This window comes from Limnobacter parvus (genome assembly GCF_024623725.1).
Taxonomy (GTDB): Bacteria; Pseudomonadota; Gammaproteobacteria; order Burkholderiales; family Burkholderiaceae_B; genus Limnobacter; species Limnobacter parvus.
In genome coordinates this window covers 359,934-378,655 of record NZ_JANKHG010000018.1, presented here as the reverse complement: position 1 = coordinate 378,655, position 18,722 = coordinate 359,934, and the positions used below count along the sequence as shown (strand labels likewise).

Genomic DNA, 18,722 nt, shown 5'->3' with positions numbered 1-18,722 from the left:
CTATTCTATTGCCAGGTATTTGGCCAGCACTGCATTCAACTTTTCGCGACTTAAGGGCTTGGTCAAGTAATCATTCATGCCCGCGTCGTAGCAACGCTGATCCTCGCCGCTCATGGCATGTGCGGTCAATGCAATCACCGGTATGTCGGAATTGATGCCTTCGAAAGCGCCGCTTCGAATAATTCGAGTGGCTTCGTAGCCATCCATCACCGGCATTTGCCCGTCCATCAACACCACATCGAATTTTTCAACCCGCAGCAAATCAATGCACTCCTGCCCATTGTTGGCCACCACAACTTCAAGGCTCATGGACTCCAACACCTTGCAAATGACCATCTGGTTCATTGTGGAATCTTCAACCACCAGCACGCGGCCGCGGTACTTTGGGCGGTCCTCGCTAAGCGCTTGGGCCGTCAAACCGGGAGAACTTTCCACTTTACTGGTCAAGGCATCCAATGCCTTGCGTACATCGGCCTGTACCAGCGGCGTCATAATGACGCGGTCTGCCTTATTCCATGGCATTGAACCCGATTGGGTTTGCTCAGATTCCGTGACCAACAAACCAATCTTGACACCAGCCTGCGCAACCAACTGTTCAATGCTTTGACCCCAGGAAGGTAGTTCATGCATTAAGCGTGAGCTGACCAAAAGCACATCGCCCGGCTTGAACAGACTGGCAGACAAATCGCACACCGTCGATGAATCGAGTATGCGATTTTTAAAGCCCCACCGCGTGAACAACTCAGCCAAGTAAGTGGCGGTGTGTTTGCCATCAATCGCCAAATACACAGTGCCTTCGAAACCGGATTGCGCCTGGTGCCATGCGCATGGCATTTGCACTGAAGCGAATTTCAAATTCAGGGTAAATACAAATTCTGTACCCTTGCCCAGATCGCTTGAAACACGAATGCTTCCGCCCATCAAATCGACCAGTTCTTTCACGATGGCCAAGCCCAAACCACTGCCTTGGGCGCGGCGCGTGCTGGAATTATCCAGTTGCTTGAACCGTTTGAACAAGTTACTTTTTTCGGCAGGCGGAATGCCAATCCCGGAATCTTTTATTCTGAATTCCAACACCGATTCTTTGTCGCTGCGGCCAATTTCACGACAGCTTACCAACACGTATCCAGATTCTGTGAACTTGATTGCGTTGCCCACAAGGTTCAGCAAAATTTGTCGCAATCTAACTGAATCGGCGCGGTAATCGGTCAAAACCAAGTTGTTTGCAGGGCACACCAGCTCAAGCCTTTTTTGCTCAGCTTCGAACGACAGGGCAGAAGCCACTTCTTCAAAAATGGAAACCAGTTGCACATCTTCTTCACGCAGAGTCATCTTGCCACTTTCCACTTTGGAAAGATCCAGGATGTCATTGAGCAAAATCAGCAAAGACTTGGCGCTTTTTCTCGAGGCCATGGCCAAACGTTGTTGGGCTTCGTCCAGTTTGGTGTCCAGCAACAAATCGATGGCACCCATCACACCGTTCATCGGTGTTCGAATTTCATGGCTCATGTTGGCCAAAAATACGGACTGTATTTTTTGCGCTTGCACGGCCAGCGCTTGCGATTCAATCAAGGACGCTTCGCTGCGCTTTCTCGATTCAATTTCAACGCTCAAGTCCTTGTTCATCTGGCTGAGTTTTTCGAGGTTGGGCAGCGCCATGATGTATTTCAATTTAGGCAGCAAATACAAGGCAGTGGCCACAGACACCGCTGCCGTGGCAATCTTGGCAATTCCTTGGGCGTAATACAGCGGTATCCACAAGGTCAAAATGCCCATAACATGTGTAACACCACAGGCCAGAATAAAACCGGCGAACAAATAATAGATGGGCTGAAAAACCGCTTCGGCTCTTTTCCTGGCCACATAAACAATGCCAATTGGAATCGAAAAATAGGCCAGCGCAATCAGGATGTCGGAGATCACATGCATCGCCAGCAATTGGGGATTCCAGGCTATACAAAATCCGTGGGGCAAGTATTCATTGATGTTGTTCATGGACGAAGTGCTACACCTTCAGGAAACATTTTGGTTAATCGACCCAACGTTCATATTAGAACCCCAACGCCGTAGTGAGTCCAGAACCTTGTCAATCAGAAGCGGTTTGGTCAGGACTTCGTTCATGCCGGCATCAAGTGCCGCTTGATGGTCTGCAGACATGACACCTGCGGTCAACGCCAAAATTGGCAGGTCTTTCATGCCCAAGTTGTGGCGAATGTATTCACAGGTTTCAAGGCCATCCATGTCGGGCATTTGCACGTCCATCAAACACACATTCACATCGGACCGGTCCGGCTGCGACAACACGGCAATTGCCGCCTGGCCTGTTTCAGCCAGAATGACGCGTGCGCCGTGGGTTTCAAGAATTTTTCTTAAGATAAGCAAGTTCAGTTTTTGATCATCGACAGCAAGCACGGTAAGTCCTGACAAAAACACCAAATCATTTTGGTGCAAGTGGCGCTCATTAAAATGCGTATTGCTGTCGGAATTGGTGGCAAGATCTTCGAGTGTGTTTTTCAGAGCCGAAAAAGAAACTGGCTTCATTAACACTGCATCAAAGTGACCTTTGCCCAGTGATTCGTGTATGTGCTCCACTTCTTTGGGCCTGGCCATCAAAATCACTTTCGCGCCCGCTGAGCCATGAAGCTTTTTGATTTTCTGCGCCACTTCAAGCCCGGTGGTGTTGTGCAAGTGGTTGTTCACAATGTACAAATGCGGGCGTTCACTGGCAGGAATGTTTAAGGCCTGTTGCGCATCGCTGATTACCTTGGATTGAATACCGCACCATTCTGTCATGTGGCTAAGGCTTTCAAGCTGATGCCGAAATTCATCCACCACCACCACATCAAAAGGCAATTCACAACGCGGCGGTGTTTGAGAGGCTTGTTGATCGAGCGTTAACACCAGCGAGAAAGCAAACAAGCTGCCTTGCGCGGGTGCACTTACCGCTGAAATAGTGCTGCCCATTAATTCCACAAGCTTTTGGCTGAGCGCCAGACCGACACCAGAACCACCAAACCGACGGGAAATAGACGAATCAGCCTGCGAAAACGACTGAAACAGACGTTTCATGGCCGCTGGGTCCATGCCCAAACCCGTGTCTTGAATCACGAAACGAAGCACGCAATGATTGGTGTCCAACTGATCCAGAGTAACGCCGACTTTCACATAACCATTCTCGGTGAATTTGATGGCGTTGCCAGCCAGGTTGACCAACACTTGCCGCAATTTGGTCTCGTCGCCGATCAGTTTGTCGGGCACATTGGGTTCCACCGACACCACAAACTCGATGGGCTTGTCGGCCACGGCACTGGTCATTAAATCAGCCAGGGAATCAAGCAGACCCCGGGCTGAGAACGGACGTTTTTCCAGTTCCATGGCGCCGGCTTCGATTTTCGACACATCCAGAACACCGCTGACCAGCTCAATCAATCCACGCCCTGCGTTCTCAAGCTTTTCGACAAAATCCAGCTGCGACGAATCCAGTTTGCTTTGCTTCAGAATGTAAGCAAGCCCCACCACTGCATTCAATGGCGTTCTGATCTCGTGGCTGATATTGGAAAGAAACTCGCCTTTGGCCTTGCTTGCAGACTCTGCAACTTCTTTGGCCTGTCGATTCTCCTCTTCAACGCGTTTGCGCTCAGTGATGTCTTGAAAAGCGCCCAGAATAATTCGAGGTTCGCGGTGTTTTCCTTCGCCCTGAAAAATCACCTCGCCGAAAACATGCACCCAGATCAACTTGCCTTTGTAAGTGCAAAGTTGCAACTCAAGATCAACATTGTTTCCGTTTTCTGTGGCTTGCCTCAACGCGTTGGACAACTTCAGTGCGTAGTCACCGGGGTACATGGCAATGGCATCCAACAAGGTGGGCTGGGTTGAAAAATCAGCCTCGACAATATCAAAAACCTGTTTGGACCATCGCAACTCCTGGTTGGCACAATTCAATGTCCAGGCGCCCACACCGCACATGCGGCCAGCCACCTCCAAAAGGTGTGTGGTTGCGGTCAAGTCTTCCAGGCGATCATTTAACTCAATCGCCAAATTGTCCAGCGCAGCGGCCACATCACCCAACTCATCACCTTCAGGCAAGCCACAACGCGCGGCCAGGTTTCCATGCCTCATTTCGTTGGCCACGCTTTCAATTCGCTCAAGTGGTTTGACTACTCGGAATCGAATCAAGATCAATAAAAAAATGGAATTGACTGCGAACAACACAGCAAAAGTTGAAACAATTGTCTTGCGTTGGATGGTTAACTGTTCTTGCTTTGCTATGGCTGAATCAGCAATCTTGTAACTGATTTCGGCAACTTGCTCGGCCTCGGAAATCAAGCGGTCGACCAGCACATCGCTTCGCCTTTGATCCAACGAGGCCTGTTGAGATGCAACCATGTGCGAATAGCCGCTAAACAGAACTGCCAGGTCACTTAGCCTTTCGTCCAGCCTTGCCGGCAAGTCCGTTTGTTCATCCGAGAACTGAAGTTGCTCAAGCTGGCTGTTGATTGATTGATGCACCCCCCACCATTGGCGCAGATTGCTTTCACTGCTGTGCATCGACACAGTGTGTGTCAGCACCAACATTCGGGTTGAAAGCCGCGACACCTGGCGGGCTGCTTCACTCTGTTCAAGTGCACCCTGGCGCTGATCATTGATCAACAATACAGAACCAATGCCCAGCACAACCAGAACGACCAACACCGCCAAGGCAATCATCACTCCTTGTTTTAATCGAAGCGACGTTTTCATCGATACACAAAATCTACAGCGGAAGGGTTAAGTTTTCTCAACAAACTGGAATCAATAAAATCCAGAAATTCAGGATCCGTATTCGTGGCAGCAACATGACCTTCACGCTTGGCCCAGCGTGCCTGACCTTGTATGGTGGTCAGCAAGGATTGCTGGAGCGAAAGTTCGAAACGGTAAGTGGGCCAGGCTGCTTTGACAATTGCCATGCTTACGCCCGTCACTCGTGCCATGGTGCGCATGGCCTCGTCAGGATTTTTCTTGATCAATTGAATGGCGTCTTCAAGCGCCATCAACACCGCGGAAATACGTTTTGATTCAGCAAGCCTGTATTCATTGCCCACCAACAAGTTAAAGGTTTGGTTGTAAAGCCTTGGCGAAGAAACCACCTCTACTTTTGACCCACCCATTTCAAGGGCCACCTGCCCCCAGGGCTCCCAAACTGAAATGGCATCGACTTCACCCTTGGCCAATGCTCCAGCCAACTCATCGGCCCGCAAGGCCACGGGAACAACAGTTCGGGGATCAAGACCGTGGTAAAGCAAAAATACATCCATGAAATAATGCGACGCCGATTTGGACACATAGCCCACGCGCTTTCCTGCCAGGGATTTGATCCCTTCCGGTGCCGCACTTTTGCGCACAAGGAACTTCATGTCGTCTTTGTTGTTTACGAAAGTGGTGATCAAGGTTATCGGCTTGCCCGCATGCACTGTAAACATGAATGGCAGTTCAGATGAAGTGGCCATGTCCACTTTGCCGTCGACCAGTTCCTGCACGCAGCGGTTACCACCAATGCATTCAATCAGCTGGGGTTCAACCCCGTGTTTTGCGAACAGGTTTTTTTCTTTCGCAACAAAGAAGGGCAAGGACAACGGCGACTTCGACACTGCAATGCGTGGGTTGTCGGCCCATGCAGTTTGGCAAAAGGCGACCGCCACAAAAAGCAGGGCAGCGACACCACTTTTGAACCAACGGGAGTCGCCGATGGTTCCGGGCAATAAATTAAACATTGAATGAGCCAGGTGTAGGTTTGGATTCAAACAAGATGCGGGGTTTTTAGTCGGTTTGATCGATGAAAAAAGGGGGATTAACCCCCTTAATTTGTTACTTTACAGTTATTGTCAATTTAACATTGAATTAAGGCTCAGTTTGACGCCCTTGGCACCCTTAATACCTTGGTTTCACCCAGCTTTGCTGCCTCGATCTGCTCATCCGTGTAGGGTAGGCGATGCCAGTTTTTCTGCGAATATGCCTTGGTGTAGTCGTCAAAATGCGGATTGGCCGGGTCGGTAGACAAGGAATACGTCAACATCGCATCCGCCTGTGGATTGCCATTTTCATCCCAAGTCACAGCTTGAATGTAGCTGTTTCCGTAAGTAACCTTGTATCCTTCCGAATTCAGGCGATCCGGTTCTGTGCTCACAATTGTGAACGCGCCTTCAGGGCTGGTGCCACCGAATATGGGCGTGGCACTGGCCTGCACGCCCGACTTTTGAATGTCACCAAGGGGTGCGTCCAGTGCAAAACCAGCCGCTTGAACCGCCAGAATTGCATCGGCCAGCGCAGTCAGTGTGAAAGGATTGAGCACATTCAGGTTGTTGGGGGTGTTCACAGGGTTGGCGGCACTAAACCCGTTGGCCCAGAAATTGGTGGGCAATGAAATGGGCAAAGGGTTGTTCAGCGGCAAATGCAACTGGGGCACACCCACCGGCAAGCCGCCGGGATTGGCAATGGCGCGGCTCCAGAACTCACGCCACAGGTGTGCGCCTTTGCTGTCCAGATTGGCCTTTCCATCCCAAGCGGCCAATGTTGAGCAACCTTCCGCAGTTTGAACCGGCATTAGGCCTGTGCTCAACAACACGGGCAATTGACAAATGGTGTCGACCACCGCTTGTTTGGCCAGGGTGGCGGAATAAATTTCACTGTTCAGCGCAATGTCTTTCAGATTGTCTTGCGTGAATTTGTTGCCAGGCAAACCATCGGTGCCGGCCAGTCTGCGCTCGGCCTGAAGGGTGCACAGGCGAGTACGCAAAGTACGCTCGGCTTTTTCATCACCAATAATTCGCGCAAAGCCCTCCAAGGGTTCGGCAGGGTTGCTTAACCAGTGGCTGTCATTGCAGTTGGTTACATAATCGTCGCGCTGAAGCTTGGGCAGATTGCCAGCCCCAAAAATACCGGGTGCAGGTGCATCGGGGTCGCTGCCCCATTCACAGGCTGCGCGCGAACCGTCCAGCACCGGAAGGCCTGGCTGAAGCTGCCCAACCACCGTGCTGAAAGGCTGGGCTGAACAGCTTGACACCTTGGCATTGGTCACATGCGGCACCACAGTTACATCGCCATAGTAAGCGGGCTTGCCTGGACCACTGGCCACGGTATTAACCCACGGCACACCCAGTTCACTGCCATGCAAACCAATGAATTCTTCAAGCGACTGGGCCATGTTCCACTTCGCAAACTGATTGATCAGCCTGTCGTTTTCCACGTTCGCATCGCGCAGGCTGAAGGCCATTAACTGGTTCCAGCCCAACACGGGCATGCCGCTGACTTCCAATACCAGCATAGGGCCAAAGTGGCTACGGTACATGGTGCGTTGCAGGGTGTTAATGCTGCCATCGGCCTGCTTAACTTCAATTTCAGTGGGCAGCGCAATCATGTCGCGCAATTCACCTTCGTACAAATATTGAGTGGGGTTTGCCGGGTTAATCTGCAGCTGGTACAAGGTAAAGCGGAAGGCGGTTGAAACCGTGTGGCTCCAGGCCACATTCTCATTAAAACCAATCAACACTGCGGGCACGCCGTACAGCCCAACCCCCATGATGTCCATCGCCTTTTCGCCATCCAGTTCCAGAATATTGTGGCTGGGGTACAGGCGCTCAGTGCCCTTCCACGGAAAGTGCGGGTTGCCGTACACCAGCGACTCGCCGTTGGCCGTTGCCTCTTTACCAAAGGCGTACATATTGCTGCCAAAGCGGTCTTTGTTCTGCATGGCCGTGAAGGGGTTGGGGTTGCCTTGTAGCAAAGCAACTTTTTGCGCGGTGCTCAAGCCGGTTGATTCTTCATCGGCTTGCGCTGTGGGCAAAGCCGGAACACCGGGCAACGCAGGCAACAGGCCTGGTGGCTGTGCGTTGCCTATTTCAGTCACAAACACCGAGCTGCTTGCCAACACTGCCAAGCGCACAAAGCGGCGGTACATGTCATCGGTGGTAATTGGGGCCAGCCATTCTGCATCAACACATGCAGCGTGCGCTGGCACTTTGCTGCCATCGGCCTGCTCATATTCATGCTCGCCCGCTTTCAATTCAGCAATGTAGCGGTTCACGCCATCGGCATAGCCGGTCACCACGTTTTGGAAATCAGGAATTGTTTTGTCGCGGGTGCGCTGCCAGGCATTGCGGCTTGTGCCATCTGCACCCTCTTCTTCAAATGCGAACAGGCTTTTCCAGAAAAAATCGCTGGCCACATTGTTGGCCGTTGAACCATTGGGCTCAATGGTGTAAGTGCCATCTGGGCCAAAAAAGCGTGAGCGTTCACCACGGATGGTCAACAGGTCTTCAAGGAAAACGCACAGGTTGTCTTGCGCGAAAGCATAGCCCTGACCATAGCCTAAACTGCCGTAATCTTTGGCGCGAATATGCGGCACGCCGTAGGTGGTTCGGGTAATGCTGACGTCGTACTGAAAATCCGTTTCGTTGGGATTGGTGCGCCCGTCAGTGCCCGCCATGTTGTCGCTACCGCCCAGGCAGCCCGCCAACAGCAGCACTGCCGCGCCCGCCGTTGCCAACATCGTTCCACGCCGCAACGCGGCCTTGTTGTTCAAGCCTGTGATCACCGCTGTCTCCTCAACTTTATTTCTTGTTCTTTTAATACCGCCAATTTTTACAATCGGATTACAAATCAGTGATTTACCGACAAGGCAAGGGTAAAGTGCGGGCAGTAGTGAAAAATTCAAAAGCTTGGTGTAAGCACCGATTCAACCTGTGTACGCCTTGCGCCACAATGTGTACCTTCTGAAGCAAACGAACAGGCTTTCACACCATGCAACCCTACAACAACGATCAAACCGTTGCCCACTTCATCAATGGCAGCACATACAGCCAGCCTGGCGCGAAAACCGCCGATGTGTTCAACCCGTCGCTTGGCGCTGTGGCCCGCAAGGTTGAACTGGCCGACGTGGCCACCGTGAACAAATCCGTGGAAGCTGCCAAAGCCGCGCTGCCCGCCTGGGCCAACAAGCCACCGCTGCAACGTGTGCGCATCATGAACAAATTTTTAGCGCTGATGAACCAGCACCGCGACGAACTGGCCGCCATCATCACGGCCGAGCACGGCAAAGTGTTCACCGACGCACAGGGCGAGGTAAGCCGGGGTATCGACATTGTTGAATTTGCCTGCGGCATTCCACAGTTGTTGAAAGGCGATTACACCGAGCAGGTTTCAACGAATATCGACAACTGGACCCTGCGCCAACCCGTGGGCGTGGTAGCAGGCATTACGCCTTTTAACTTTCCGTGCATGGTGCCGTGCTGGATGTTCCCTGTGGCGATTGCCTGTGGCAACACTTTTGTATTGAAGCCCAGTGAACGCGACCCCAGCGCAGCCAACTTCATGGCACGCCTTCTAAAAGAAGCGGGCCTGCCCGATGGCGTGTTCAACGTGCTGCACGGCGACAAACTGGCCGTGGAAACGCTGTTGAATCATCCCGACGTGGCGGCGCTTAGCTTCGTGGGTTCCACCCCAATTGCCAAATTCATTTACGAAACCGGTGCCCGCAACGGCAAGCGCGTGCAAGCGCTGGGCGGTGCGAAAAATCACCTGCTTGTAATGCCCGACGCCGATTTGGACCAGGTCACCGACGCACTGATCGGCGCCGCCTACGGCAGCGCCGGCGAACGCTGCATGGCGATTTCCGTGGCTGTGCTGGTGGGCGATGTGGGCGACAAACTGATCCCCAAACTGGTCGAACGACTGAAAACACTGAAGGTGACCGACGGCATGGACTTGTCCGCTGAAATGGGCCCGATCGTCACCGCCGAAGCCTTGAAGCGGATCGAAGACTATGTGCAAATTGGCGTGGACGAAGGCGCAACCTTGGTGGTGGATGGTCGCGGCCAAAAGCCCGCGGGTTTCGAAAACGGTTTTTACACCGGTGGCACCTTGTTCGACAATGTAAAGCCCACCATGCGCATTTACCTGGAAGAAATTTTTGGCCCAGTACTGGGTTGCGTGCGCGTGGCGAATTTCACCGAAGGCCTGAACCTGATCAACAGCCATCAGTACGGCAATGGCGTAAGCTGCTACACCCGTGACGGCAATGTGGCCCGTGAATTTGGGCGCCAGGTGCAAGTGGGCATGGTGGGTATTAACGTGCCGATTCCCGTGCCCATGGCGTGGCACGGCTTTGGTGGCTGGAAGGCCAGCCTGTTTGGCGACATGCATGCCTACGGCGAAGAAGGTGTTCGCTTCTACACCCGCCAGAAATCAATCATGCAGCGCTGGCCAGACAGCATCGAGAAAGGCGCAGAATTCGTGATGCCCACCTCGAAGTAAACCAATTCGCGTAGACTCAGTTTCAATTCAACTAAGGCTACGCGAACTCCTCTTGAACACCGAACTCAAAGCGGGCGCACTGGTCGCATTCGGTGGTTACGCTCAAGCAATTGTGTATGGCATGCTGGCCTTCGCCCCCCTGGGTCAAGCCGGTCTGGCCTATGGCATATACGCCGGTTTGGCCAGTGCACTGCTGGGTAGCGCAGTGGGCGCTTTGGGCGGAAAAGCGCCGGTGCAGTTCGGTGGGCCACGTTCTTCCACCGCGCTAATTGTTGCAGGCTCGCTGTTGGGGTTTTTGCAGATCACCGACAATCACACTGAACTGATGTTGCTGCTGGCACTCGAAGTTTCGCTGGCAGGCTTGTTCATAGCCCTTGCACAGCGGCAAGGTGTGGGCAAGCTGATGCAGTTTTTACCCGCCCCGGTACTCATCGGCATGAACACCACGCTGGGCGTTTTTTCCGCCTACAAATTGCTGCCTGCCATTGTGGGTTTTGCGGTTTTCACCGGTTTTCTGGAGGCATTCAGCGAACCAGGGCCCTTTTCACTGGTGGCGCTGGGCGTGTCTGCAATCACGGTCGGGGTATTGCTGTACTTTCGGGCCATTCGACCCAACCCGCTGGGGCTGATGTATGGCCTGGCTGCTGGCTTTGGATTGCACTTGGTGCTTTTGTGGGCATGGCCGGGCGATTTGCCCGTTCAAACTGTCGCTGCGTGGCCTGTACACCCGTTTTTAAATACCACCGCTCAGCAGGTTTCCGGTGCAGCACAACAGTTGCCAGCCCTTTTTCTGGACAGGCCTGAACTGCTGCTGCAACTGGTGGCGGGCTCTGCCGTGTTGGCCCTTATGGTGGTACTGGAAAGCATGCAGTCGCTACTGCAAGTGGACCAAACTTTGGGCACACGCCACAACACCCGCCGCGAACTGAATGTGCTGGCTTGCGCCAACATGTTGTGCGGGCTTTTTCTGGCCTTGCCCACATCCAACTACTTTTCAAGAAGCAACACAGGTTTGTCGGTGGGCTCGAAAAACCGCCGCAGTGAAGCTTGGTACATGCTGAGCCTAAGCGCATTGCTGCTGCTTACCTGGCCTGTATTGGAGCACTTGCCACTGCACATTCTGGCCACCGCAGTGGCTGTCACTTCCCTCCTGTTGATACAGCCCAGCACGGTGCGGCTGGTTCGGCAGTTCTTTCGACCCAGGCAACGAAAAAAAATGTTGCCCACCGACCGTTTCACGGTGTGGGTGGTGCTGTCAATGATCGCGGTAACAGGGCTAAGCAACCTGTTAATTGGCACATTGGTCGGCGTGTTGTTCGTGGCCGCTTACTTTTTGCAACAACAATCCAGCAGCGGGCTGCGCAGCATTGAATATGCGCCTGCCGCCAGGTCGCGCAGCATGCGGCCGCGCGCACAACGCCAACACTTGCAAACCGCATTTGAACATTTGGCCTGGGTGCGTTTTGAAGGCAATCTGTTTTTTGGCAATGCGCCGTCGATCGCCATTGTGTTGCAGGATGAACTGACGAAAGCGCAGTCAATCATTCTCGATTTTTCGCACCTGGGCTACATCGACGACACTGCCTGCGACTGCATTGAACGATTGATCAACAACGCACCCACTTCCCTTGCTGTGGTGGCGGTGATGCCAAATACAAGCAACCCCAATCAAGGCGGGGCCGACCTGCTGCGCAAAGTCTTGGAAAAATTCAATGTGCCGGTTCAAGCCCACATTGATGAAGCATTCTGGTGGATTGAAAACCAGTTACTGGGCACCGCCGTTCACAACATAGCACCTGCCAACACCGAACAAGCACTGGTTCAAAGCCACCTGTGCGATGACATGAACCCGGAACAAACCCGGCAATTCACGCGCTTTTGGGAATGCACCCAAGTGGCCGCAGGTCAGGAATTGTTTCGTGAAGGTGATGACCCCTGCGGCTTGTATGTGTTGTTGCAAGGCCAGCTAAGTGCCTGGCAACACACGGGCAACACAAGCGAACGGCTGATGCGTTTTTGCCCCGGCAGCCTAGTGGGTGAAATGGCCTTGATCGACAACAAGCCACGTTCTGCCACAGTGCGCGCCGATTCCGAATGCAGCCTGCTGTTTTTGCCTGCCCGCCATTTTGAAGAACTTCGGCACGAGCATGCTGAACTGGGGCGCGTCATGTTGAACAACTTGGCCCGTGAGTTGGCCCTGCGCATTCGGTTGGCCAATCAAAGCCTTGCCATGATGCAGTAAGCCCGAAGCACCGAGCAAGCAGCCACTAGAGGAATTCCTCTTTGTGTGCAGCCCCGCGATGCCGTATTTTCTCGGGTGTGCACAACCTTGTAACACCCCATGAACAAAGCAGAATTTCAAAAACGCTATGGCAATTCAATTGGCAAACCCAAGCTAAGCTTGTTGCTGGGCGAAGCCAAAACCCCGTTTGAAGCCGCCAAGCTGGCGGTAGGCTGGCGTTTTCTGACCCGCAAAAATGTGGGCCAAGGCCAAACCGTGTTGCTGCTGCCTGGCTTTGGTGCCAACTCCAGCAGCATGACATTCATCAAGCGCTACCTGGATTCACTGGGTTACAAAGCGGTGCATTGGTCGGCCGGGTTCAACCACGGTGAAGTGGGCAAATTGCTTCCCCAGGTCATTGCCGACATCAAAGAACATGCCGACAAAGCCCAAGCCCCGATCAAACTACTGGGCTGGAGCCTGGGCGGTTATCTGGCCCGCGAAGCTGCACGCGAAGTGCAGCAGAACGTTAGCCGCATTGTGACCATTGGCAGCCCAGTGATTGGCGGGCCCAAATACACCGCCGTGAAAACGTTTTACGACATGCGCGGGCTGGATGTTGAATCGATCGAGAACAGCACCCTGAAACGGTTTGAGCACCCCATTGTTTGCCCCATCGTGGCCCTGTACTGCAAGAAAGATTCGATTGTGAGCTGGCAGGCTTGCATCGACCGCTTCAGCCCCAATGTGGAACACATTGAAATCGATACCCCCCACCTGGCCATGGGTGTTAGCAAGGAAGTGATGAACCTGCTGCCCTATTCATTGGGTACGCCGCTGAAATAGACAGGGCGTTGTGTGCCCCGGGCTTTCACTGACTTGAAAGTTTTCACCAGCGGCGTAGACTGAATTGTGTATAAACCGGGGGCCAACATGATTCGACAACACTACCAAGCACTCGACCACATCAGCGCAGCTGCCACTGACACCATCACGGTTAGCGACCCTAGCCGCCCTTTAAAACTTACACCCGACTCACCTGCTTTCGACGCGATGACCGACCTGCGTCGAGTGCACCCTGTAAGCATTTCAAGTTCAGAAACCCTGGACCAGGCTCGCACCACCATGATTGTGTGCGGCGTGAAGCTGCTGTTCGTGCGCAACAGCCAGGGCAATTTGCAAGGCTTGCTGACCGCGAACGACCTGGCTGGCGAACGCGCAATCAAGGAAGCATCTTCCAGTAATCGCAATGTGCCGGAACTTACTGTGAATGATGTCATGGTGAAGCTGCCCGACCTGGAGTTTCTGGAGTTCGGCGCGGTTTCACGCGCAGAAGTGGGCCACATCATTGCCACCCTGCGTGCGCACAACCGGCAACATGCGCTGGTGGTGGACAACCGCACTGGCAACCTGCGCGTGGTGGGTCTGTTTTCATCCACGCAAATTGCACGGCAAATGGGCATACCGGTGATGGACCCCGTAAAGGCAAGCACCTTCGCGGAAATTGAAGCGGCAGTGGCTTCGGCTTAGCGTTCGAGGCTGCTCAACATTTCGACCACCAGCGGGTGGTCGATGCTTTTCACGTTCCACACGCCGTGAATTTCCTCGTGCAAATCGCTGCACTGCCCCAACAGGCGCAGGCCGCTTAGCGTGCCTGTGTCGTAAACCCCCAGCCTGCTGACTGGAAACACCCCAAACCCGCGGGCTGCAAACACCGACATCAAGGCGCTGTCTTCAAATTCGCCAACCACATGCGGCGCAATGCCCTGTTGCGCGAACCAGTGATTCATGTCCACACGCAGCCTGGAATGGCCAGTGGGCAACAACACAGGCAACTCGGCAAGGCATTGCGGAAAATTGTCCACCTGGTTTTTCTTCACCCAGCGGGAAGAACCGTACCAATCCACTTCCGAAGTAATCAACACCCGGCTTTGCATGCGCAAATTGGGGTTGGCAGGTGGCGGCTGGCCTGCAAAAACGAAATCCAGATGATGCAAGGCCAACTCAGCCAGCAATTGCTCGGGTTCGCCTTCGTGGCAGGTCAAATGCAAATCTGTGGTGTTTAACACGGGCTTTAACAAGGCATGCACGGCCAGTTTGGAAATGCCATCGCACAAACCCACCTTGAAACGCTTCACAGGTTTGCTGGCCACTGCCCGCACCAGTTCCGGCAAGCTTTGGCCGATCTGAAAAATTTCCTCTGCTTTGGCAAAGGCCACCTGGCCCGCATCGGTCAATTCAACGCCACGCCCAGCAGGTTTCAAAAGCTGGTGGCCCAGGTCTTTTTCAAGCTCACGCACCTGCGCACTAATCGTTTGAATGGCCATGTCCATGCGCTCGGCTGCACGGGCAAAACCACCTTCTTTGGCCACCATCCAGAAGTAATGCAGGTGGCGGTAATTCATGCTCATGACATTGCTCCCCTCTCCCAACTTCGTAAAAACCGCAGTAATGCTTCATTAAATACATATTTTTCCGAATCTTCAAGCAGGGCACCATGGCGCCGTGTTCAATTCAACCCTGATGGAGTAATAAAGTGGACGTTTTAATGGAATTCATGCATGCCGACTTTCTGGGCACAGCCGCATGGATTTGGCTGTTGTTTGTCGGTATTGTGGTCGCGTTGCTCGCCTTCGACCTCGGCGTGCTGCACAAGGACGACCATGAAATTGGGGTCAAGGAAAGCCTGCTTCTGTCTGGCGGCTACATCACAGCCGCGTGTATTTTTGGTGCGTGGGTTTGGTGGTACCTAGGCTCGGAAAGCGGCATGAACTACTTCACCGGCTTTGCGATCGAGAAATCGCTGTCGATGGACAACGTGTTTGTCATCGCCATGATCTTCTCCTTCTTTGCCATTCCCCGTCAGTATCAGCACCGCGTCCTGTTCTGGGGCATCTTGGGTGTCATCGTACTGCGCGCCATCATGATTGGCCTGGGCGCAGCACTGGTGAAAGAATTCAGCTGGGTGCTTTACCTGTTCGGTGCCTTCCTGGTGATCACAGGTATCAAAATGTGGTTCATGGCCGACAGCGAACCCGACATTGAAAACAACCCGATCCTGAAGTTTCTGCGCAAACGCATGCGGGTTACCGACGGCCTGCGCGGCAATGCATTCACCGTGAAAGAAACTGACCCCAAAACCGGCAAGGTAGTGACTTTTGCCACACCCCTGTTGCTGGCGCTGGTGTTGATTGAATTCGTGGACCTGGTGTTTGCCGTTGATTCGGTGCCCGCAATTTTTGCGATCACCACCGACCCGTTCATTGTGTACACCAGCAACATCTTCGCCATTTTGGGTCTGCGTGCTTTGTACTTTGCACTGGCCGCGATGATTCACCGCTTCCACTACCTGAAGTATGCATTGGCCATGGTGTTGGTGTTCATCGGCAGCAAAATTTTCCTGGTGAACTTCATCGGCAAATTCCCGCCAGCGTTCTCCCTCAGCGTTACTTTGGGCTTGATTACCGGTGGTGTGCTGTTCTCGCTTTGGAAAACTCGCGGTAAAACCGAGGTTACAAAACTGGAACATGCAACTGAAAACAAATAAGACCGGTTGAAATGAAAACGGCCAGTGATTTACTCACTGGCCGTTTTTTATTCAACACGCATTTACATCCTGATTACTTGGGCTGCTTCACCGCTTCAATGGTAATCAGCACTTTCACTTCAGGGAAAAAACCTTTGTCCACTGCATAGCCCAAGTCGAAATCAGTGCGCTTGAATTCCGCCACTGCGTCGGCGCCACACACTTCGGCTTTTTTCATGGGGTGCATGATGCATTTGAAGGTATTGATTTTCAAAGGCACGGGCTTGGTAATGCCCTTCAAGGTCAGGTCACCCAGCACTTCCACAGGCTTGTCGCCCTCGAAGCGCATTTTGGTGGCTTTGTAAGTGATGGTGGGATGGACTTCCACATCGAACATATCGGAGTTTTTGGCATGTTCATTCATTTTCTCGAAACCGAAATCAAGGCTGGCTGCATCAATTTCAATGTCCACAGTGCCGGTTTTGTTGGCACGGTCCAGGGTCACCATGCCCTTGGTCTTTTCAAACTGGCCGCGCCACAGGGACAACCCGCCCATGTGGTCTGCCTCGAACGAGGGGAATGTGTGCGTGGGGTCGATCACATAGGTGTCTACCGCCGCATGGGCTGCGCCCATCATGCCCAGTGCCATCGCAGCGCCCAATACTGATTTCGATACGTGCTTGTACATCCTTAACTCCTTTTTATTGCTGTGTATTCAAAAGTGCTGCTGCCTTATTTGGCCGGCATCACCAGTTTAAAATCGATCACCACTTCGTCGGCCACCAGGCTGGTGTCGCCCCAATCGCCATCAGCGCCCACTTTGTAGTCCAGTCGCTTGATCTGCGTTTTGCCCGTGAAGGTGTGTTTGCCGCCTGCGGTTTGAATGCTGACTGGAAATTTCAAAGGTTTTTTAATGCCGCGAATGGTCAAATCGCCGGTGGCTTGCAAATTATTGCCGCTGCCCGTTACGCCGGTGATTACAAACACGGCCTTGGGGTGGTTCTTGGAATCAAACCAGTCTTTGCCCGCCACTTCCTTGTTGTAATCGGGGTCGCCCAAATCGTAACTGGCTGTGTCCACATTCAAAGTGGCTTTGGTGTTGGCTGGCTTGGCCGCATCGAACTGCACGTCGCCGGTGAATTTCGTGAAGTTGCCACTCACAGGCACGTTGAACTGCTTGAACGTGGCCTTCACTTCGCTTTGCGCCGGGTCGATGGGTGCGGCAACTGCGGGAACAGCCAGCGTTGCAAATGCCAACGCTGTTGCTGTGGCGGTGAATCGGTGAATCATGCTGCGTCCTGCTTGTATGGTTTCAATCAATTTTCAGTCGGCTTTCATACCAGGGATCATTCGGCCCAATACGCCGTCTTTGTCCAGGATGTGGTGTTTCAAGGCCATCAACACATGGCCCGCCACCAACAAGACCAAGCCTTTGCCCGAAAGTTCATGCAGGGTTTTAAACAACTCTTTGAGTTCCGCGTTCTTCTCGATGATCACCGGCAGTTCGACTATGCCAAACCACATCACCGGAAAACCCGCTGCAAGGCTGTACAAGTAACCAAATGTGGGCACGCCCAACATGGCTGCATACAGGGCCAAATGTCCCAATTTGGCCAGCAACACGGTTTTATGACCCCAATGGGCGGGGTATTTCGGGGTTTTTGAGAAGGTACGCACCACAATTCTTAGCAGCACCAACGCAAACAGCGTGACACCCAGCCACTTGTGCCAATTGAACAACTTCAGCTTGAATGGCGTAATTCCGGGAATGTCGACCATGTACAAACCCATGCCGAAAGCGGTCAATATTCCAACGGCCATTAACCAGTGAACCGCTACCATGGGCAAACCATACCGATGGTTTTCGCTGAGTGCGCTTTTCAAATTGTTGTCCTTGCAGGGTAGTCGCTTACAATGTCAGCAATAAATAGTTGGGTTTAAAGCTTTTTTCACGCTACAATTTACAGTTGTTTTGATGCTGCGTACATGTCTGTTCGGCCAATCCGCTTAGAATGGGCGCTGCGCGTGGGTGGTTTTCGCAAGCCGCCACAAATACGTTTCAAAATTACGTTTCAACCTAGCGCTTTCAATCAGGACGTCGTATGAGCGATTCGAACGAACACGAACTACTAATCAAGACACCGAAGCAACTTGTGTATGCCGTTATTGCTGCGTTTGTCATTCCAATTTTTGTCATTATTCTGCTGGCCTATTATGTCACCAGTAGCGAAAAACCCGCGGCAGGCAGCAATGCGTTCTCGGACGAAGCGATTGCACAGCGCCTGGCCCCGGTGGGCACCATCGACTTCGTTGATGCCAGCGCACCCAAGGTGCTAAAAACCGGCCAGCAAGTGTACTCAACGGCCTGTGCGGCTTGTCATGATTCAGGTGCAGCCGGTGCGCCGAAATTTGGGGATAAGGGCCAATGGGCTGATCGCCTGGGCAAAGGTTTCGACACCTTGTGGAAAAACGCAGTGAACGGCATTGGCACAATGCCAGCCAAGGGTGGCAATTCAAGCCTTGACGACATTGAAGTGGCACGTGCTGTGGCTTACATGGGCAAAGAAGTGGGCGCCGATTACGCCGAACCGGAAGCTCCTGCAGCTGAAGTTGAAGCCACCACTGAAGCAGCCGCCGAATCGAGCGCTGAAACAGCCAAGTAAATCTGGCGACTCAATTCAAGCATTT

At 53.0% G+C, this 18,722-nt stretch carries 14 protein-coding genes; 6 read left to right on the top strand and 8 right to left on the bottom strand.

Going from position 1 to position 18,722, the window contains the following annotated elements; all coding sequences use genetic code 11:
• The 4 genes from NSP04_RS12195 to NSP04_RS12180 all read right to left on the bottom strand — a co-directional run bounded on the left by NSP04_RS12195 (window position 1) and on the right by NSP04_RS12180 (window position 8,569).
• The gene (locus NSP04_RS12195; RefSeq protein WP_257512624.1) at window positions 1-1,995 is read right to left on the bottom strand and encodes an ATP-binding protein; all 1,995 of its coding nucleotides are present in this window, start codon (window positions 1,993-1,995) and stop codon (window positions 1-3) included.
• Window positions 1,996-2,013: 18 nt separating this feature from the next.
• Window positions 2,014-4,740 carry a hybrid sensor histidine kinase/response regulator gene (locus NSP04_RS12190; RefSeq protein ID WP_257512623.1) on the bottom strand — a complete coding sequence of 909 codons (2,727 nt, stop codon included), beginning with the start codon at window positions 4,738-4,740 and terminating at the stop codon, window positions 2,014-2,016.
• Window positions 4,737-5,750 carry an ABC transporter substrate-binding protein gene (locus NSP04_RS12185; protein WP_257512622.1) on the bottom strand — a complete coding sequence of 338 codons (1,014 nt, stop codon included), beginning with the start codon at window positions 5,748-5,750 and terminating at the stop codon, window positions 4,737-4,739. The genes NSP04_RS12190 and NSP04_RS12185 overlap by 4 nt, the downstream gene beginning before the upstream one ends.
• Window positions 5,751-5,884: 134 nt before the next feature.
• Window positions 5,885-8,569 (bottom strand): penicillin acylase family protein, encoded by a 2,685-nt coding sequence (locus NSP04_RS12180; protein ID WP_257512621.1) that lies wholly within the window; start codon window positions 8,567-8,569, stop codon window positions 5,885-5,887.
• A 206-nt stretch (window positions 8,570-8,775) separates the two neighbouring features.
• Here NSP04_RS12180 and NSP04_RS12175 point away from each other — a divergent pair, with 206 nt between their 5' ends.
• The 4 genes from NSP04_RS12175 (at window position 8,776) to NSP04_RS12160 (ending at window position 14,038) form a co-directional block, all read left to right on the top strand.
• The gene (locus tag NSP04_RS12175; protein WP_257512620.1) at window positions 8,776-10,287 is read left to right on the top strand and encodes a CoA-acylating methylmalonate-semialdehyde dehydrogenase; all 1,512 of its coding nucleotides are present in this window, start codon (window positions 8,776-8,778) and stop codon (window positions 10,285-10,287) included.
• Window positions 10,288-10,339: 52 nt separating this feature from the next.
• Window positions 10,340-12,529 carry a cyclic nucleotide-binding domain-containing protein gene (locus tag NSP04_RS12170; RefSeq protein WP_257512619.1) on the top strand — a complete coding sequence of 730 codons (2,190 nt, stop codon included), beginning with the start codon at window positions 10,340-10,342 and terminating at the stop codon, window positions 12,527-12,529.
• A gap of 99 nt (window positions 12,530-12,628) precedes the next feature.
• Entirely contained in the window at window positions 12,629-13,354 is a 726-nt protein-coding gene (locus tag NSP04_RS12165) for an esterase/lipase family protein (RefSeq protein ID WP_257512618.1), read from the top strand.
• Window positions 13,355-13,441: 87 nt separating this feature from the next.
• Window positions 13,442-14,038 (top strand): CBS domain-containing protein, encoded by a 597-nt coding sequence (locus NSP04_RS12160; protein ID WP_257512617.1) that lies wholly within the window; start codon window positions 13,442-13,444, stop codon window positions 14,036-14,038.
• On the opposite strand, the gene NSP04_RS12155 is transcribed toward NSP04_RS12160, so the two are convergent.
• Window positions 14,035-14,919, bottom strand: a complete 885-nt coding sequence (locus tag NSP04_RS12155) for a LysR family transcriptional regulator (RefSeq protein ID WP_257512616.1) — start codon at window positions 14,917-14,919, stop codon at window positions 14,035-14,037. The two genes, NSP04_RS12160 and NSP04_RS12155, sit on opposite strands and share 4 nt — an antisense overlap.
• Before the next feature lie 137 nt (window positions 14,920-15,056).
• On the opposite strand from NSP04_RS12155, the gene NSP04_RS12150 reads away from it, so the two are divergent.
• Complete coding sequence (locus NSP04_RS12150; RefSeq protein WP_306815361.1) at window positions 15,057-16,055, top strand: TerC family protein; 999 nt, start codon at window positions 15,057-15,059, stop codon at window positions 16,053-16,055.
• Window positions 16,056-16,128: 73 nt separating this feature from the next.
• Here NSP04_RS12150 and NSP04_RS12145 read toward each other — a convergent pair whose 3' ends face one another.
• From NSP04_RS12145 to NSP04_RS12135, 3 genes are read right to left on the bottom strand one after another with little or no spacing between them, the layout of a single operon-like run.
• Complete coding sequence (locus NSP04_RS12145; RefSeq protein WP_371825022.1) at window positions 16,129-16,722, bottom strand: YceI family protein; 594 nt, start codon at window positions 16,720-16,722, stop codon at window positions 16,129-16,131.
• A 44-nt stretch (window positions 16,723-16,766) separates the two neighbouring features.
• The gene (locus NSP04_RS12140; protein ID WP_257512614.1) at window positions 16,767-17,324 is read right to left on the bottom strand and encodes a YceI family protein; all 558 of its coding nucleotides are present in this window, start codon (window positions 17,322-17,324) and stop codon (window positions 16,767-16,769) included.
• Window positions 17,325-17,357: 33 nt separating this feature from the next.
• Window positions 17,358-17,918: a cytochrome b gene (locus NSP04_RS12135; RefSeq protein ID WP_257512613.1), complete on the bottom strand. Its 561-nt coding sequence runs from the start codon at window positions 17,916-17,918 to the stop codon at window positions 17,358-17,360.
• 218 nt (window positions 17,919-18,136) lie between these two features.
• Here NSP04_RS12135 and NSP04_RS12130 point away from each other — a divergent pair, with 218 nt between their 5' ends.
• A complete protein-coding gene (locus tag NSP04_RS12130; RefSeq protein ID WP_257512612.1) occupies window positions 18,137-18,697 on the top strand; it encodes a c-type cytochrome in 561 nt (186 codons plus the stop codon).
• The last annotated feature ends 25 nt before the right edge of the window (window positions 18,698-18,722 follow it).

Excerpts from the sequence above, each read along its gene's own strand:
- NSP04_RS12195 (WP_257512624.1), bottom strand. The coding sequence starts at position 1,995 with ATGAACAACATCAATGAATACTTGCCCCACGGATTTTGTATAGCCTGG.
- NSP04_RS12190 (WP_257512623.1), bottom strand. The coding sequence starts at position 4,740 with ATGAAAACGTCGCTTCGATTAAAACAAGGAGTGATGATTGCCTTGGCG.
- NSP04_RS12185 (WP_257512622.1), bottom strand. The coding sequence starts at position 5,750 with ATGTTTAATTTATTGCCCGGAACCATCGGCGACTCCCGTTGGTTCAAA.
- NSP04_RS12175 (WP_257512620.1), top strand. The coding sequence starts at position 8,776 with ATGCAACCCTACAACAACGATCAAACCGTTGCCCACTTCATCAATGGC.
- NSP04_RS12165 (WP_257512618.1), top strand. The coding sequence starts at position 12,629 with ATGAACAAAGCAGAATTTCAAAAACGCTATGGCAATTCAATTGGCAAA.
- NSP04_RS12160 (WP_257512617.1), top strand. The coding sequence starts at position 13,442 with ATGATTCGACAACACTACCAAGCACTCGACCACATCAGCGCAGCTGCC.
- NSP04_RS12155 (WP_257512616.1), bottom strand. The coding sequence starts at position 14,919 with ATGAGCATGAATTACCGCCACCTGCATTACTTCTGGATGGTGGCCAAA.
- NSP04_RS12150 (WP_306815361.1), top strand. The coding sequence starts at position 15,057 with ATGGAATTCATGCATGCCGACTTTCTGGGCACAGCCGCATGGATTTGG.
- NSP04_RS12145 (WP_371825022.1), bottom strand. The coding sequence starts at position 16,722 with ATGTACAAGCACGTATCGAAATCAGTATTGGGCGCTGCGATGGCACTG.
- NSP04_RS12140 (WP_257512614.1), bottom strand. The coding sequence starts at position 17,324 with ATGATTCACCGATTCACCGCCACAGCAACAGCGTTGGCATTTGCAACG.
- NSP04_RS12130 (WP_257512612.1), top strand. The coding sequence starts at position 18,137 with ATGAGCGATTCGAACGAACACGAACTACTAATCAAGACACCGAAGCAA.